14 protein-coding genes are annotated in these 14,793 nt (G+C 73.2%); 12 read left to right on the top strand and 2 right to left on the bottom strand.

What is annotated here, in order from left to right; genetic code table 11:
- Positions 1-6 precede the first annotated feature (6 nt).
- The 9 genes from J4573_RS11165 to J4573_RS11125 are packed head-to-tail and all read left to right on the top strand — an operon-like array spanning position 7 to position 9,575.
- Positions 7-1,440 carry a FadD3 family acyl-CoA ligase gene (locus J4573_RS11165; protein WP_208255284.1) on the top strand — a complete coding sequence of 478 codons (1,434 nt, stop codon included), beginning with the start codon at positions 7-9 and terminating at the stop codon, positions 1,438-1,440.
- Positions 1,437-3,014, top strand: a complete 1,578-nt coding sequence (locus tag J4573_RS11160; RefSeq protein ID WP_208255283.1) for a methylmalonyl-CoA mutase family protein — start codon at positions 1,437-1,439, stop codon at positions 3,012-3,014. The genes J4573_RS11165 and J4573_RS11160 overlap by 4 nt, the downstream gene beginning before the upstream one ends.
- Positions 3,014-3,415, top strand: coding sequence for a cobalamin B12-binding domain-containing protein (locus J4573_RS11155; protein ID WP_208255282.1), 402 nt, complete (start codon positions 3,014-3,016; stop codon positions 3,413-3,415). The genes J4573_RS11160 and J4573_RS11155 overlap by 1 nt, the downstream gene beginning before the upstream one ends.
- A 25-nt stretch (positions 3,416-3,440) precedes the next feature.
- Positions 3,441-4,397 carry an LLM class F420-dependent oxidoreductase gene (locus J4573_RS11150; protein WP_208255281.1) on the top strand — a complete coding sequence of 319 codons (957 nt, stop codon included), beginning with the start codon at positions 3,441-3,443 and terminating at the stop codon, positions 4,395-4,397.
- On the top strand, positions 4,394-5,446 hold the full coding sequence (locus J4573_RS11145; RefSeq protein WP_208255280.1) for a CaiB/BaiF CoA transferase family protein: 1,053 nt from the start codon (positions 4,394-4,396) through the stop codon (positions 5,444-5,446). Before J4573_RS11150 ends, J4573_RS11145 begins: the two co-directional genes overlap by 4 nt.
- Positions 5,439-6,842 (top strand): class I adenylate-forming enzyme family protein, encoded by a 1,404-nt coding sequence (locus J4573_RS11140; protein ID WP_208255279.1) that lies wholly within the window; start codon positions 5,439-5,441, stop codon positions 6,840-6,842. Before J4573_RS11145 ends, J4573_RS11140 begins: the two co-directional genes overlap by 8 nt.
- Entirely contained in the window at positions 6,820-7,731 is a 912-nt protein-coding gene (locus tag J4573_RS11135; protein ID WP_208255278.1) for an acyl-CoA dehydrogenase family protein, read from the top strand. Before J4573_RS11140 ends, J4573_RS11135 begins: the two co-directional genes overlap by 23 nt.
- A complete protein-coding gene (locus tag J4573_RS11130; RefSeq protein ID WP_208255277.1) occupies positions 7,718-8,806 on the top strand; it encodes an acyl-CoA dehydrogenase family protein in 1,089 nt (362 codons plus the stop codon). Before J4573_RS11135 ends, J4573_RS11130 begins: the two co-directional genes overlap by 14 nt.
- 1 nt (position 8,807) lies before the next feature.
- Positions 8,808-9,575 carry an enoyl-CoA hydratase/isomerase family protein gene (locus J4573_RS11125; protein ID WP_208255276.1) on the top strand — a complete coding sequence of 256 codons (768 nt, stop codon included), beginning with the start codon at positions 8,808-8,810 and terminating at the stop codon, positions 9,573-9,575.
- A gap of 64 nt (positions 9,576-9,639) precedes the next feature.
- Here J4573_RS11125 and J4573_RS11120 read toward each other — a convergent pair whose 3' ends face one another.
- Positions 9,640-10,401: an SDR family NAD(P)-dependent oxidoreductase gene (locus tag J4573_RS11120; RefSeq protein WP_208255275.1), complete on the bottom strand. Its 762-nt coding sequence runs from the start codon at positions 10,399-10,401 to the stop codon at positions 9,640-9,642.
- A gap of 54 nt (positions 10,402-10,455) precedes the next feature.
- Here J4573_RS11120 and J4573_RS11115 point away from each other — a divergent pair, with 54 nt between their 5' ends.
- The 3 genes from J4573_RS11115 to meaB are packed head-to-tail and all read left to right on the top strand — an operon-like array spanning position 10,456 to position 13,980.
- On the top strand, positions 10,456-11,886 hold the full coding sequence (locus J4573_RS11115) for a class I adenylate-forming enzyme family protein (protein WP_208255274.1): 1,431 nt from the start codon (positions 10,456-10,458) through the stop codon (positions 11,884-11,886).
- Positions 11,879-13,030 carry a thiolase family protein gene (locus J4573_RS11110; protein ID WP_208255273.1) on the top strand — a complete coding sequence of 384 codons (1,152 nt, stop codon included), beginning with the start codon at positions 11,879-11,881 and terminating at the stop codon, positions 13,028-13,030. The genes J4573_RS11115 and J4573_RS11110 overlap by 8 nt, the downstream gene beginning before the upstream one ends.
- The gene (gene meaB, locus J4573_RS11105) at positions 13,027-13,980 is read left to right on the top strand and encodes a methylmalonyl Co-A mutase-associated GTPase MeaB (protein WP_307796595.1); all 954 of its coding nucleotides are present in this window, start codon (positions 13,027-13,029) and stop codon (positions 13,978-13,980) included. Before J4573_RS11110 ends, meaB begins: the two co-directional genes overlap by 4 nt.
- Here meaB and J4573_RS11100 read toward each other — a convergent pair.
- Positions 13,916-14,731, bottom strand: coding sequence for an acyl-CoA thioesterase (locus tag J4573_RS11100; protein WP_208255272.1), 816 nt, complete (start codon positions 14,729-14,731; stop codon positions 13,916-13,918). The genes meaB and J4573_RS11100 overlap by 65 nt on opposite strands.
- Positions 14,732-14,793: the final 62 nt, after the last annotated feature.

Genomic DNA, 14,793 nt, shown 5'->3' with positions numbered 1-14,793 from the left:
GCGGGCATGAGCGAGCGACCCGAGACCCTTCCGGAGCTGGTGCGCGCCGCCGCGGAACGGTTCGGCGACGCCGAGGCCGTCGTGGACCTGCCGCTCCGGCTCACCTTCACCGAGCTGGCCGAACGGGTGAGCGTCGCCGCCGGGGCGTTCGCCGCGGCCGGAGTGGGCCGGGGCGACCGGGTGGCGATCTGGGCGCCCAACTCCGCCGAGTGGATCATCGCCGCCTTCGGGCTGCTGACGGCCGGCGGGGTGCTGGTCCCGGTCAACACCCGGTTCAAGGCCGAGGAGGCGGGCGACATCATCCGCCGCAGCGAGGCCAAGGCCGTGCTGGTCGAGGAGGGCTTCCTCGGGCTGGACTACGCGGCCCCGGCCGGCGTCCCGGTGATCGACCTGAAGTCGGGCTTCCTGGAGAGCGGGCGCCCGTTCGAGCGCCCGGTACGGCCCGGCGACGTCTGCGACATCATGTTCACCTCCGGCACGACCGGGCGGCCGAAGGGCGTCATGATGACGCACGCCCAGACGCTGCGGCTCTACGCCGAGTGGTGCGCCCTCGCCGATCTCCGGGAGGGCGACCGCTACCTGATCGTCAACCCGTTCTTCCACATCTTCGGCTACAAGGCCGGCTGCGTCGCGTCCCTGATCGCCGGTGCCGCGATCATCCCGGTCCCGGTCTTCGACCTGGACCTCGTGCTCGAACTGGTCGAGCGCGAGCGGGTGACGATGCTGCCCGGTCCGCCGACGCTCTACCACTCGCTGCTGGAGGCGCGGGGCCGCCGCGACCTGTCCTCGCTGCGGTGCGCGGTGACCGGCGCCGCCGACATCCCCGTCGACCTCATCCGCCGGGTGCGGAGCGAGCTGCCGTTCCGCTCGATCATGACCGGGTACGGGCTGACCGAGGCGGGCACGGTCACCGCGTCCCGTCCCGGCGACACCTTCGAGTCCATCGCCACGACGGTCGGCACCCCCTGCGACGGCGTCGAGCTGCGGATCGCCGAGGACGGCGAGGTGCTCGTCCGGGGCTACACCGTGATGGTCGGCTACCTGCACGACCCGGCCGCGACCGCCGAGGCGATCGACCCCGACGGCTGGCTGCACACCGGCGACCTCGGGAAGCTCGACGAGGCGGGCAGGCTGCGGATCGTCGGCCGCAAGAAGGACATGTTCATCGTGGGCGGCTTCAACGCCTACCCGGCCGAGATCGAGAGCTTCCTGCTGGAGCACCCGGCGGTCGCGCAGGCCGCGGTGGTCGGCGTGCCGGACGAACGGCTCGGGCAGGTGGCCAAGGCCTTCGTCGTACGCGCCGCGCCCGTCGAGGGCGACGACCTGATCGCCTGGAGCAAGAAGCGGATGGCGGGCTTCAAGGTGCCGCGCTCGGTCGCCTTCCTGGACGAGCTGCCGACGAACGCGACCGGCAAGGTGCAGAAGGAGCTCCTGCGATGAGCGACGAGGTCCGCACGTCCTCAGGCATCCCGCTCCGGCCGGTGTACGGCCCGCAGGACAGGCGCGCCGAGCCGCCCGAACCCGGCGGCTTCCCGTTCACCCGCGGCAACTACGCCTCGGGATACCGGGGCAGGCTCTGGACGCTGCGGCAGTACTCGGGCTTCGGCACCGCCGAGGAGTCCAACCGCCGCTACCGCTACCTGCTGGACCAGGGCGGCACCGGGCTGTCGGTGGCGCTCGACCTGCCCACCCAGTGCGGCCACGACTCCGACGACCCGGAGGTGAGCGACGAGGTCGGCCGGGTCGGCGTCGCGATCGACACCCTCGCCGACGCCGAGGTGCTGTTCGACGGCATCCCGCTCGACCGGGTCAGCACCAGCTTCACCATCAACGGCACGGCGGCGATCCTGCTCGCGTTCTATGTCGCCGCAGCCGAACGCGCCGGAGTGCCCCGCGCCAAGCTCACCGGCACGATCCAGAACGACATCCTCAAGGAGTACGCCTCGCGCGGCACCTGGATCTGGCCGCCCGAGCCGTCGCTGCGGCTGATCGCCGACACGATCGAGTTCTGCGCGGCCGAGGTCCCCAGGTTCAACGCGATCTCGGTGGCGGGCGCGCACTTCCGTGACGCGGGCGCCAACGCCGTGCAGGAGATGGCGTTCACCCTCGCCGATGGCGTCACCTACTGCGACACCGTGGTGGAACGCGGCCGGATGACCATCGACCAGTTCGCGCCGCAGATCTCGTTCTTCTTCTACACCCACGGCGACTTCTTCGAGGAGATCGCCAAGTACCGGGCGGGCCGCCGCCGCTGGGCGACGATCGTCCGGGAACGGTACGGCGCGACCACCGGCCGGGCCTCGATGTTCCGCTTCGGCTGCGTCGCGGGCGGGGCCTCCCTGTATGCCCCGCAGGCCCACAACAACATCGTCCGGGTGGCCTACGAGGCGATGGCGTCGGTGCTGGGCGGCGTCCAGTCGATGTTCACCGCCGCGTGGGACGAGCCGTTCGCCCTGCCCAGCGAGGAGTCGGCGACGCTCGCGCTGCGCACCCAGCAGATCCTCGCGCACGAGACCGGCGTCGCCCGCGTCGCCGACCCGCTCGGCGGCTCCTACTTCGTGGAGGCGCTCACCGACGCCACCGAGGAACGGATCGCCCAGGTCATGGCCGACCTCGACGCCTACGGCGGCATGGTCCGCGCGATCGAGGACGGCTATCTGCAGGGCCTCATCGCCGACGAGGCGTACCGGCACCACCAGGAGGTCGAGGCGGGCACCCGCCCGGTGGTCGGGGTCAACCGCTTCGCCGCGGACGAGCCGCCGCCCGAGCTCACCACCTACGAACTGGACGCCGAGGGCCGCGACCGCCAGCTGAAGCGCCTGGCCAGGGTCAAGGCCGAACGCGACCACGGCGAGGTGGCGACCACCCTGGCCGCGCTGTCGCGGGCGGCCGAGGGCACCGGCAACCTGATGGGCCCGCTGATCGACTGCGCCGCCGCCTACTGCACGGTCGGCGAGATGGTGGCCGCGCTCAAGGCGGTCTGGGGCGAGTTCCGGCAGCCGGTGGTGTTCTGATGCCGGCCCGGATCCTCATCGCCAAGCCCGGCCTGGACGGCCACGACCGCGGCGCCAAGATCGTCGCCCGGACGCTGCGCGACGCGGGCTTCGAGGTGATCTTCACCGGCATCCGGCAGCGCGTCGAGGACATCGCCGCGATCGCGCTCCAGGAGGACGTCGCCGTCGTCGGTCTCAGCATCCTGAGCGGCGCCCACCTCGGGCTCACCGCCCGGACCGTGCGGGCGCTGCGGGACGCGGACGCCGGCGACATCACCGTGATCGTCGGCGGGACCGTCCCGCCGGCCGACGTGCCCAAGCTGCTGGACGCGGGCGCCGCCGCGGTCTTCCCGACCGGAACCCCGCTGGAGGACCTCGTGGCGCGGGTGCGCGCCCTGACCGCCACACCGGCCGAGTCCTGAGCCCCTTGACGACCTGGAGGAACCTGTGCGGATCGGCGTGATGATCGGGCCCGAGCGCGGCGACGCGGCGCGGAAGGCCGCGCGGATGCTCGAGGACGTGGCGTGGGCGGAGGACGCGGGGCTGGACACCGCGTGGATCCCGCAGATCCCCACCGACTTCGACGCGCTGGTCGCCGTGGCGCTGATGGGCGCACGGACCAGCCGCATCGAGCTCGGCACCGCGGTCGTGCCGATCCAGGCGCAGCATCCGATCGCGCTCGCGCGGCAGGCGATGTCCGCGCAGGCCGCGGCCGGGGGACGGCTGGCGCTCGGCGTCGGGCCCTCGCACCACTGGATCGTGCGGGACATGCTCGGCCTGCCGTACGAGCGCCCGGCCGCGCTCACCCGCGACTATCTGGAGGTCCTGGACGCGGCGCTGAAGGGCTCCGGCTCGGCCGACGTGGAGAACGCCTCGTTCACCGTGCACAACCCGCTCGGCCTCACCCCGGTGGCGCCGCTGCCGGTGCTGGTCGCCGCGCTGGGCCCGGTGATGCTCGCCCTCGCCGGCGAACGGGCGGCCGGGACCGTGCTGTGGATGGCCGACGAACGGGCGATCGGCGAGCACGTCGCCCCGCGCATCACCAAGGCCGCGGCCGAGGCGGGACGCCCCGCGCCCCGGATCGTCGCGGGCATCCCGGTATGCCTGTGCCTCCCGTCGGAGGTGGACGCCGCGCGCGAGCGCGCCAACCGCATCCTCGGCGAGGCCGAGATCTCGCCCAACTACCAGCGGCTCCTGGACCACGGCGACGCCCGGGACGTCGGCGACCTGTGCGCGGCGGGCGACGAGGAGGCCATCGCGGCGCGCTTCCGGCGGTTCGCCGACGCCGGGGTCACGGACCTGTCGGTGCGGCTCCTGCCGATCGGCGAAGGCCGGGACCAGCTGGTCGCCTCCAAGCTGCGCACCCGCGAGATGCTCGCCCGGATCGCGGCGGACCTGCGATGACGCTCAGGCGGCCAGCGGGTGGACCGCTGGCGGGCGTCCGCGTGCTCGAAGTGGGGCACATGCTGGCCGGGCCGTACGCGACGATGATGCTCGCCGACCTGGGCGCGGAGGTCACCAAGATCGAGCCTCCGGGCGGCGACATCTCGCGGCAGGTGAGCGCCTCCTATTTCGCCAGCCTGAACCGCGGCAAGCGCAGCGTCCGCCTCGACCTCACCACGCCGGAGGGCCAGGAACGCCTCGGCGGGCTCGTCGCGGACGCCCACGCGCTGCTGGTCAACCTCAAGCCCTCGGCGATCCGGCGGCTCGGCCTCACCTACGACCGGTTGCGCGCGTGGAACGAGCGCATCGTCTGCGTCGCCCTCACCGGCTTCGGGCTGGAGGCGGGTGACGACCCGGCGTTCGACTACGTGGTCCAGGCGGCGACCGGCGTCGCGGCCCTCACCGGCGACCCGGCCGGGCCGCCGACCCTGCCCGGCTACTCCTCGGCCGACAACTCCGCCGGGCTGACCGCCGCCCTGGGCCTGCTCGCGCAGATCATCTCCGGCCGGGGCGGCCAGGTGGAGGTCTGCCTCCGCGACGTGATGCTGTCCCAGCTGAACTACCGTGCGGCCGCCTATCTCAACGACGGCTCCGAGCCGCAGCGCATGCCCAACGGCGCGCACTCCTACTACGTGCCCGCGCAGCTGTTTCCCACGGCGGACGGCCACCTCGCGCTGTTCGTCACCCACGACGGCTTCTGGAAGGCGTTCGCCGCCGAGGCGGGCATCGAGGGCTTCCTCACGATGGCCGAGCGCGCGGCGCGACGCGACGAGGTGATCGCCCTCGTCGAACGGGCCCTGACCGGCGACTCCGCCGCCGGCTGGGAGTCGCGGCTGCGCCCGCTGGGCGTTCCGGCGGCGGCCGTACGGACGCTGCCCGAGGCCCTGGCGGCGGCTCCCGAACTGGTCGTACGGGCAGGCGACTTCCAGCTGGTCGCCACGCCCATCCGCGTCGCGGGCCACGAGCCCGCCTACGGTCCGCCCCCGCGCCTGGGAGAGCACGATGAATGACACGTCCGTCCTGGTGTTCGAGGAACGGGAGCTCGGCCTCAAGGAGCTGGCGGCGCCGGCCGACGGGATGGCCGCGACGCTGGAGGAACGGGGCGTACGGGCCGGGGACCGAGTCGCGCTGATGTCCTCGAACCGGCCGGAGTTCGTCGTGGCCGTGCTGGCGATCTGGCGGCTGGGCGCCGCCGCCGTGCTGTTCAGCCCGGCCTGGAAACAGGGCGAGATCGAGCACGCGACGGCGATCACGCGGCCCGCGTACGCCGTCGGCGACCATCCACTGCTCGCCGCGGCGATGCCGATGCTGCACCTGGACGAGCCGATCGCGCCCGTGCGGCGGACCTTCCCCGAACCCGACCCGCGGTCCGACGCCGTCCTGGTGTTCAGCTCGGGCACGACCGGCCTCCCGAAGGCCGTGCGGCACACCCACGCCTCGTTCCGCGCCGCCGTACGGCACTGGCAGGACGCGCTGGAGCTGACGTCCCGTGACCGGATGCAGATAGCGACGCCGCCCTCGCACATCCTCGGCCTGCTCAACATCGTCACGGCCCTGGAGACCGGCGCGTGGCTGCGGCTGCACCGCCGGTTCGACCTGGACCGGCTGCTCCACCACATCGAGACCGACCGGATCACCGTCGAGATGGCGGTGGCGCCCATCGCGCTGGCGCTCGCCTCCCACCCGAAGCTGGAGTCCTACGACCTCTCCTCGCTGCGCTACATCATGTGGGGCGCCACACCGGTGACGCCGAGCGTCGCCGAGGCCGTCACCCGGCGTACCGGCGTCGGCTGGGTCCCCGCGTACGGCGCCAGCGAACTGCCCGTCATCTCCTGCAACCCGGTCGACGGCGCTCGCCTGGACAGCGCGGGGCGGGCCGTTCCCGGCGTGGAACTGCGCGTCGTGTCGATGGAGACCGGCGAGCCCGCCGGGCCGGGGGAGGACGGCGAGATCCAGGCCCGGTCGGCCTCGCTGATGGCGGGCTACCTGCCCGCCGAGGCGACGGCCGAGGCGTTCGATGGCGACTGGTACCGCACCGGCGACGTCGGCAACCTCGACGCCGGCGGCTGGCTGCGGCTCACCGACCGCACCAAGGAAATGATCAAGGTGCGCGGCTTCCAGGTCGCGCCCGCCGAGATCGAGGCGGTCCTGCACGGCCATCCCGCGGTCGCCGACTGCGCGGTGTACGGCATCCCGGACGCGGCCGACGGCGAGGCGATCATCGCGGTCGTCGCCCCGTGCGCCCCCGTTGATCCCGACGCACTCACCGCCCTGATCGGCGACCGGCTCGCCTCCTACAAGCGGCCGAGGCGCGTGCTGTTCGCCGACGAGATCCCCCGCCTGCCGTCCGGCAAGGTGCTCCGCCGAGTTCTCAGGGAACGCCATGGACGTACGACTGACCAGTGAGCAGCGCGAGCTGCGCGACGCCGCGAAACGGCTGGCCGGCGACCTCGCGCCGCACTCGGTCCAGGACCTCGACGACGCCGACCGGGTCGCCCGGCTGGAGAAGGCCGTGGCGGCGACCAGCTGGCGGACGCTGCGCTCCGACGGCGCCTCGGGGGTCGAGATCGCCCTGGTGGTGGAGGAGTTCGCGCGCGGTCTGGTCGACGTACCGTGCCTGGGACCGCTGCTGGCCGACGACCTGCGCGGGGCAGTGGGGGCTCCTGCGGACGCCGATCCGTGGACCCTCGGCGTGGACGCCGAGGCGATCGACGCCCGGGGAATCCGGCGGATGGTCATGCTCACCGAGCACCGCGTTCTCGCCGGAATCATCGGCGGCGTCATCCCCGGGCCCGACCTGACCAGGCGCGGCGCTCGCGTTCACGGACCTCTGCAGCAGATCGGCGAGCTGACGCCGCAGGCCGCCGCCCGCTGGCATGCGCTGGCGCTCGTCGTCACCTGCGCGGACGTCCTCGGCGCGGCGCGCGGCGCGCACGCCCTGGCGTGCGACTACGCGAAGGTACGCGAGCAGTACGGGAACCTGATCGGGAGCTACCAGGCAGTGGCCCACCCGCTCGCCGAAGGCCTCGCCCTCATCGAGGGATCGGTGAGCGTCCTGCGGCACGCCGCCTGGGCCGTCGACGAGCTGCCGCCCGACGAGGCGATCCGAGCGGCCCGCATCGCGAAGGTCTACTGCGCCCGCGCGGCCCAGAGCATCTGCGAGACGGCCGTCCAGGTGCACGGCGGCATCGGCAACACCTGGGACTGCCTCGTGCACGTCTACCTGCGGCGAGTCCTGGGCTCCGCCGCGCTGTTCCCCGTGCGACTGGAGGAGATCGACCTTGGACTTTCGTGACTCTCCCGCCGAGACGGCGTTCCGGGAACGGCTGCGGAGCTGGCTGGCCGGGCAGTCCGGAACGTTCCCCACCTCGGGCGAGGACTACTGGCAACGGCAGGGCGAGTGGCACCGCTCGCTCTACGCGGCCGGCTTCTTCGGGCTGTCGTGGCCCCGCAAGTACGGCGGACGCGAGCTGCCACCGGTCTACGACGTCATCCTCGACGAGGAGCTCGCCCGCGCGGGCGCACCGCCCAGGCCGAGCCTCGGCTACCTGGTGCAGGGGCTCGGCAGGCACGGCAGCGAGGAGCTGCGGCAGCGCTTCCTGCCCGGGATGCTCGCCGGAACCGAACGCTGGTGCCAGGGTTTCAGCGAGCCGGGCGCCGGGTCGGATCTCGCGTCGCTGACGACGGCGGCCGTGCGGGACGGAGACGAGTACGTCGTCCACGGCCACAAGATCTGGACGAGCTACTCCGACGTCGCCGACTGGTGCCTGCTGTTGGCGCGGACCGACCCCGACGTGCCGCGTCACAAGGGCCTGTCGGCGTTCGTGGTGTCGATGCGCCAGCCCGGCATCGAGCAGCGGCCGCTCCGGATGATGAACGGCGTGACCAACGAGTTCGGGCAGGTTCTCTTCGATGGCGCGCGGGTGCCCGCGGACCAGATGGTCGGCTCGCCGGGGGAGGGCTGGGCGCTGGCGATGACCGTCGTCGGCCACGAGCGCGAACCGGCCGAGCTCGGCTACTCGGCCCGCTACGGCAAGCTCGTCCGCGAGCTGGCGGCGCGGGCCGAGGGCCCGCCGCCGGCCGAGCTGGCCTGGGCGGCGGTGCAGACCGAGATGCTGCGGCTGCACGTGCGCAGGCGGCTGTCGGAACGGCTCGACGGCGTCGTTCACGGGCCCGAGGGCTCGCTCGACAAGCTGCTGATGACCTGGGCGGAGCAGTCGGTCGGGCACGCGGCGCTCGCCATGGGCGGCACGCGCGACCCCGAGCTGCTGAGCGCCTACCTCTACAGCCGTGCCCAGAGCGTGATGGGCGGGACGTCGCAGATCCAGAAGAACATCATCGCCGCGCGCATTCTCGGACTGGGAGGCTGACGTGTACGACCTGCCGCAGGAGATCGAGGTCCGCAAGGACGGGCCGCTCCGCATCATCACGCTGAACCGGCCCGAGCGGCTGAACGCCGTCAACGACGCCCTCCACACCGGCCTCGCCCGGCTGTGGCCGCAGCTGAGCGAGGACCAGGAAGCCCGCGCCGCCGTACTGACCGGAAGCGGGAAGGGCTTCTCCGCGGGCGGCGACTTCGCCTACCTCGACGAGATCCGCCGCGACGGTGAGCTGCGGGCCCGGACCATCGCCCACGGCCGCGACCTCGTCCTCGGCATGGTGCGCTGCCGCGTCCCGGTCGTCGCCGCCGTCAACGGCCCGGCGGTCGGGCTCGGCTGCAGCCTGGTCGCCCTGAGCGACGTCGTCTACATCGCCGAGTCCGCCTATCTCGCCGATCCGCACGTCCAGGTCGGCCTGGTCGCCGCCGACGGCGGCCCGCTCACCTGGCCGCTGCACACCAGCCTGCACCTGGCCAAGGAGTACGCCCTCACCGGCGCCCGCATCCCGGCGGCCCGCGCGGTCGAGATGGGCCTGGCCAACCACGTCGTGGCCGATCCGCTCGCGGAGGCCACCGCGTGCGCCGAACGGATCGCCGGGCTGCCGCGCCGCGCCGTCGAGAGCACCAAACGGCTGCTGAACCTGCATCTCGAACGCGCGGTCCTCGCGACGCTCGACTACGCGACGACCGCCGAGGACCTCACGTTCCAGAGCGACGACTTCCACGCCGTCATCACCCGCCTCCTGGACAAGGACGGCTGAACGGCGCGGGCAGCGGAGCCGGTCGTGGCCCTGGGAAGGCGCTCCTAGGGCCACGACCTCCGCGCTATTTGGGCGGGAAGCGCAGCGCGCCGTCGAGCCGCACGACCTCGCCGTTCAGGTAGTCGTTCTCGCAGATGTGCGCGACGAGCGAGGCGTACTCGGGGGAGCGTCCCATGCGGCTCGGATGCGGGATCCGCGGACCCCACGCCTCCTCCAGCTTGTCGCCGGCCTGCCCATAGGCGGGGGTCAGGAACATGCCGGGGGCGATCGTGACGACGCGGATGCCGAGCGGGGCCAGGTCGCGCGCCGCGACCAGGGTCATGCCGACGACCCCGCCCTTGGCGGCGGCGTAGGGGATCTGGCCGACCTGGCCCTCGTACGCGGCGATCGAGGCGGTGTTGACGATGACGCCGCGCGCGCCGTCCACTGCCTCCTGGCGGCCCATCGCCGCGGCGGCCAGCCGCATCACGTTGAAGACCCCGGTCAGGTAGTACTCGATCGTCCGCCGGAAGCCCTCCAGGTCCAGCGGCTCGCCGTCCCTGCCGACCAGCCGCCCGCCGCTCGCCGGACCGCCGTGGGCGTCCACCGAGATCCGCAGCGGCCCCGCCGCCTCCGCCTCGGCGAGCGCGGCCGCGAAGCTGTCCTCGTCGGTGGCGTCGGTCCGTACGTAGCGGGTGCCCAGCTCCGCCTCCAGCGCCTTGCCCTTGTCGTCGGCGAGGTCGGCGACGACCACCTTCGCGCCGGCCTCGTGGAGACGCCGGACGGTGGCCTCGCCCAGCCCACCGGCGCCCCCGACGACGATCGCGGAGCTTCCACTGATCTGCATCGCTGTTTCCCTCTCTTGAAAGGGGAGATCTACCTGAGCGAGAATAGCATTCTCATGAACATCACCTTGATCCTTGAGATGGCGGCCTCCGCGGGGGACAGGGCCGTGCTGAAGGCCGGGCCCCGCGACCTGACCGCCGCCGAACTGCTCCGCCTCGCGCACGCCGCCGCGCACCGCTTCCGCGGCCACTCCGCCGTTCTGTACGTCGGCCCCAACGACCTCGCCTATCCCGTCGCGCTCTTCGGCGCGGCTCTCGCGGGCATCCCGTTCGTCCCGCTCAACTACCGGCTCGGCGCCCACCAGCTGACCGACCTGCGCGGCCGCCACCCGGGCGCCCGCGTTCTCCTGCCGGCCGACTTCGAGGACCTGCTGAAGCCCGCGGGCGACGCGCCGACCGGCCCGCCCGCGGAGGTGGACGGCGACTCGGTCGCGGCGGTGCTCTACACGAGCGGCACGACGGCCGCGCCCAAGGCGGCGGTGCTGCGGCACCGGCACCTGCTCGCCTACATCCTGAACACCCTGGAGTTCGCGTCGGCGCAGGACGGCGACGCCGCCCTGGTCGCCGTGCCGCCGTACCACGTGGCCGGGCTCGCGAACCTCCTGAGCAACCTCTACACCGGCCGCCGGGTCGTCTACATGCCCTCGTTCGACGCGGCGGACTGGCTGGCGACCGTACGGCGTGAAGAGATCACCCACGCCCTGCTCGTACCGACGATGCTGGCGCGGATCGTCGCGGAGGTGCCCGGCGACGACGCGGGCACGCCGACGCTGCGCAACCTCGCCTACGGGGGAGCGCGGACGCCGCGTCCCGTGCTGGAACGGGCGCTGCGGATCTTCTCGGGCACCGGGTTCGTCAACGCCTACGGGCTGACCGAGACCGCGTCCTCGATCGCGGTGCTCAGCCCGAGCGACCACCGCGCGGCGCTCGACGCGGACGATCCTGAGGTACGGGCCCGCCTGGCGTCGGTCGGGCGCGCGCTGCCCGGCGTCGAGTTCCAGATCCGCGACGAGGGCGGAAGACCGCTCACGGCGGGGGAGACCGGGCTCGTCTTCGTCCGGGGCGACCAGATCTCCGGCGAGTACGGCGGGCGCAACGCCCTGGACCCCGAGGGCTGGTTCGCCACCCGCGACCGGGGACGCCTCGACGCCGAGGGCTACCTGTTCATCGAGGGCCGCGCCGACGACACCATCATCCGCGGCGGCGAGAACATCGCGCCCGCCGAGATCGAGGACGTCCTGCTCGCCCATCCCGGCGTCCACGAGGCCGTCGTGCTCGGCGTGCCCGACCCCGAGTGGGGGCAGCGGCTGGTCGCCGTCCTCGTCGGCGAGGGCGAACCCGCCGAGATCAGACGGTGGGTCAAGGACCGGCTCCGCTCGTCCAAGACGCCCGACACCATCGTCTTCCGCGACGAGCTCCCCAAGACCGACACCGGCAAGCTGCTGCGCCGGACCCTGCTGGCCGAACTGGAGGACAGCCATGCCTGAAGCGCTCATCGTCTCCGCCCTGCGCACCCCCATCGGCACCGCGATGAAGGGGACCCTGCGCGACACCACCGCCTACGACCTGGCCCACCACGTGGTGAGCGCCGCGGCGGCCCCGCACGACCCCGACACGATCGACGACGTCATCCTCGGCGAGGGGCTGTACGGCGGCGGCGTCCTGGCCCGGCACGCCGCCGTGACCACCGGGCTGACCTCCGTCGCGGGGCTCGCCCACAACCGGCACTGCGCGGCGGGGATGGCGGCCGTTCAGGGAGCCGCGGCGAGCATCCTCGCCGGGATGGACGAACTCGTCATCGCCGGCGGCGTGAACTCCGCGTCCACTTCGCCGCAGACCCGCTTCCGGGTCGACGGCGAATGGGTGGACCCCTGGCACCCGCCGACCCACCCCGACCGCCCGGACGCCCCGAACCTCGACATGTCCATCACGGTGGGCTGGAACGCGGCGGTCAAGGCCGGGGTGTCGCGCGAGGAGATGGACGCCTGGGCGCTGCGATCCCACCGCAACGCCATCCGCGCGATCGACGAGGGACGGTTCAGCAAGGAGATCGTCCCGATCGAGACGCCGCACGGCACGTTCTCCGTCGACGAGCACCCGCGCCGCAACAGCAGCCTGGAGAAGCTGGCCTCGCTCAAGCCGCTCCATCCCGAGATCGAGGGCTTCAGCATCACCGCCGGCAACGCCTGCGGCGCCAACGACGGCGCGGCCGCGCTGGTCCTGGCCAGCGACTGGCTCGGCCTGCCGCCGCTGGCGATCGTGCGTTCGTGGGCGTCGGTCGGCGTCGATCCCGCCGAGACCGGCCTGGCGCCGGTGAAGGCGATACCGAAGGCGCTGGAACGCGCGGGTATCCCGATCTCGGACGTGGACCTGTTCGAGATCAACGAGGCGTTCGCCGCGATGTGCGTCGCCACCGTCCGCCTGCTCGATCTGGACCCCGAGCGGGTGAACGTGAACGGCAGCGGCTGCTCGCTCGGCCACCCGGTCGCCGCCACCGGCGCGCGGATGCTCGTCAGCCTCGTGCACGAGCTGCGGCGGCGCGGCGGCGGCACCGGCGTCGCCGCGATGTGCGCGGGCGGCGGCATGGGATCGGCCACGGTGATCGAGGTGCCGGCGCCGCGCGTCCCGTGAACGCCGCGGAACTGCTGGACGCCGCGCTCGGCGGCTCGGTCCGCGCGGCCGGGCGGCTGCTCAGCCTGGCCGAGGGACCGCGCCGCGCCGAGGTGCTCGCCGCCGTCGCCGCCGTCACGGACGCCGGCGTTTCGGCGCCGCGGGTGGTGGGCGTGACGGGACCGCCGGGCGCGGGCAAGTCGACGACCGTCGCCGCGCTGGTCGGGCCGTACCGTGCGCGCGGGCTGCGGGTGGCGGTGCTGGCCGTCGACCCGTCCTCGCCGTTCAGCGGCGGTGCGCTGCTGGGCGACCGGATCAGGATGGCCGAGCACGCCGCCGACCCGGGCGTCCTCATCCGTTCGCTGGCGGCCAGGGGGCACGTAGGCGGGCTCGCGGCGGCGGTGCCCGCCGCCGTCGGTGTGCTCGCCGCGCTCGGCTACGACCTGGTGCTGGTGGAGACGGTCGGCGTCGGGCAGTCCGAGATCGAGGTCGCGGCCGTCGCCGATCCCGTCGTGGTCGTCGTCGCGCCCGGCGCGGGCGACGCCGTCCAGGCCGCGAAGGCGGGGCTGCTGGAGGTCGCCGACCTGCTGGTGGTCAACAAGGCCGACCGGGCGGGCGCCGAGCAGACGGCCCGTGACCTGCGCGCCGAGACCGGCGGGCAGGTGCTCTCGCTCGTCGCGTCGCGCGGCGAGGGCGTACCCGATCTGGTCGAGGCGATCGAGGCGCATCGGCGTGCCGACACCGAGGAACGCCGTGCCGCTCGCGCTCGCGCCCAGCTCCTGTCGCTGGCCCAGTCGCGCCTCCAGGAGCATCCCGAGCTGGCCCGGCTCGCCGGCGAGGTCGCGGACGGTCGGCGCGACCTCGACGACGCGATCGGCCTACTGCTGGGCGGCCTGGACGGTCAGGTCACGACTGGAAACGGACCAGGGATTCCTGCGCGTACGAGGCGACCAGCGAGCCGTCCTCGGTGAGCAGGTCGCCGCGGCCGAACCCGCGGCCATGGGCCAGCAGCGGGCTGTGCTGGCGCAGCAGCAGCCAGCCGTCGGTACGGAACGGCCGGTGGAACCAGACGCTGTGCGAGGTCACGGCGGAGGTGAACGCCGTGCCCGCGTCGCGTTGCGAGACCCCGTCGATCGGGCGCAGCGCCGTGCCGATGAGGGTGAGGTCGGTCGCGTAGGCGGCCACGGCCGTGGCGAGCGCCGGATCGGTCGCGGGGGTGCGCATCCACAGTTCGAGCTCGGGCGGCTCGGGCTTGGGCGAGTCGAGGTCGATGGCCGACCGGGTCTCCCAGGGCAGCAGGCCGAGCTGCAAGACGTGCTCCGGACCGGGGACGGCCGGGACCGGATCGATCGTCTGGTGGTCGCGGCCGTCCTCGTTCGCGTGCAGGGAGACCGAGGCGATGGCGATGACCCCCGCCTGCGGCTGCACGGCCCGGATCGTCAGCGAAGCGAAGGTACGGCCCTCGTGATGGAGCTCGACCTCGTACCGGACGGGTTCCTCGGCGGTCCCGGCACGCGGGAACAGGACGTGCAGCGACTTCACGGACTTGCCGGGGCAGGCGAGGCGGGCGGCCGTCACCGACTGGGCGAGCAGCTGCCCGCCGAACAGCCGGTGGTAGGTGAGCCGCTGGTTGCCGCCCTCGAAGCTCGCGGCCGTCCCGGGGGCTCCCGGCAGTGGCCGCAGGTCGAGGCAGTCGAGCAGGTCGCTCCACAGGTCGGTCACGAGTGCTCCCGCAGGCTCGGAGAACTCGAGGATAATGGAATTCTATCTAGATGAGAATAGGA

Origin of the sequence: Actinomadura barringtoniae, assembly GCF_017573505.1 — a bacterium.
Taxonomy (GTDB): Bacteria; Actinomycetota; Actinomycetes; order Streptosporangiales; family Streptosporangiaceae; genus Spirillospora; species Spirillospora barringtoniae.
Note: the sequence above shows the minus strand (reverse complement) of the source record. Positions and strands in the feature narration are given on the sequence as shown.

Coding starts and splice junctions, on each gene's coding strand:
- J4573_RS11165 (WP_208255284.1), top strand. CDS start 7: ATGAGCGAGCGACCCGAGACCCTTCCGGAGCTGGTGCGCGCCGCCGCG.
- J4573_RS11160 (WP_208255283.1), top strand. CDS start 1,437: ATGAGCGACGAGGTCCGCACGTCCTCAGGCATCCCGCTCCGGCCGGTG.
- J4573_RS11155 (WP_208255282.1), top strand. CDS start 3,014: ATGCCGGCCCGGATCCTCATCGCCAAGCCCGGCCTGGACGGCCACGAC.
- J4573_RS11145 (WP_208255280.1), top strand. CDS start 4,394: ATGACGCTCAGGCGGCCAGCGGGTGGACCGCTGGCGGGCGTCCGCGTG.
- J4573_RS11140 (WP_208255279.1), top strand. CDS start 5,439: ATGAATGACACGTCCGTCCTGGTGTTCGAGGAACGGGAGCTCGGCCTC.
- J4573_RS11135 (WP_208255278.1), top strand. CDS start 6,820: ATGGACGTACGACTGACCAGTGAGCAGCGCGAGCTGCGCGACGCCGCG.
- J4573_RS11120 (WP_208255275.1), bottom strand. CDS start 10,401: ATGCAGATCAGTGGAAGCTCCGCGATCGTCGTCGGGGGCGCCGGTGGG.
- J4573_RS11115 (WP_208255274.1), top strand. CDS start 10,456: ATGAACATCACCTTGATCCTTGAGATGGCGGCCTCCGCGGGGGACAGG.
- J4573_RS11110 (WP_208255273.1), top strand. CDS start 11,879: ATGCCTGAAGCGCTCATCGTCTCCGCCCTGCGCACCCCCATCGGCACC.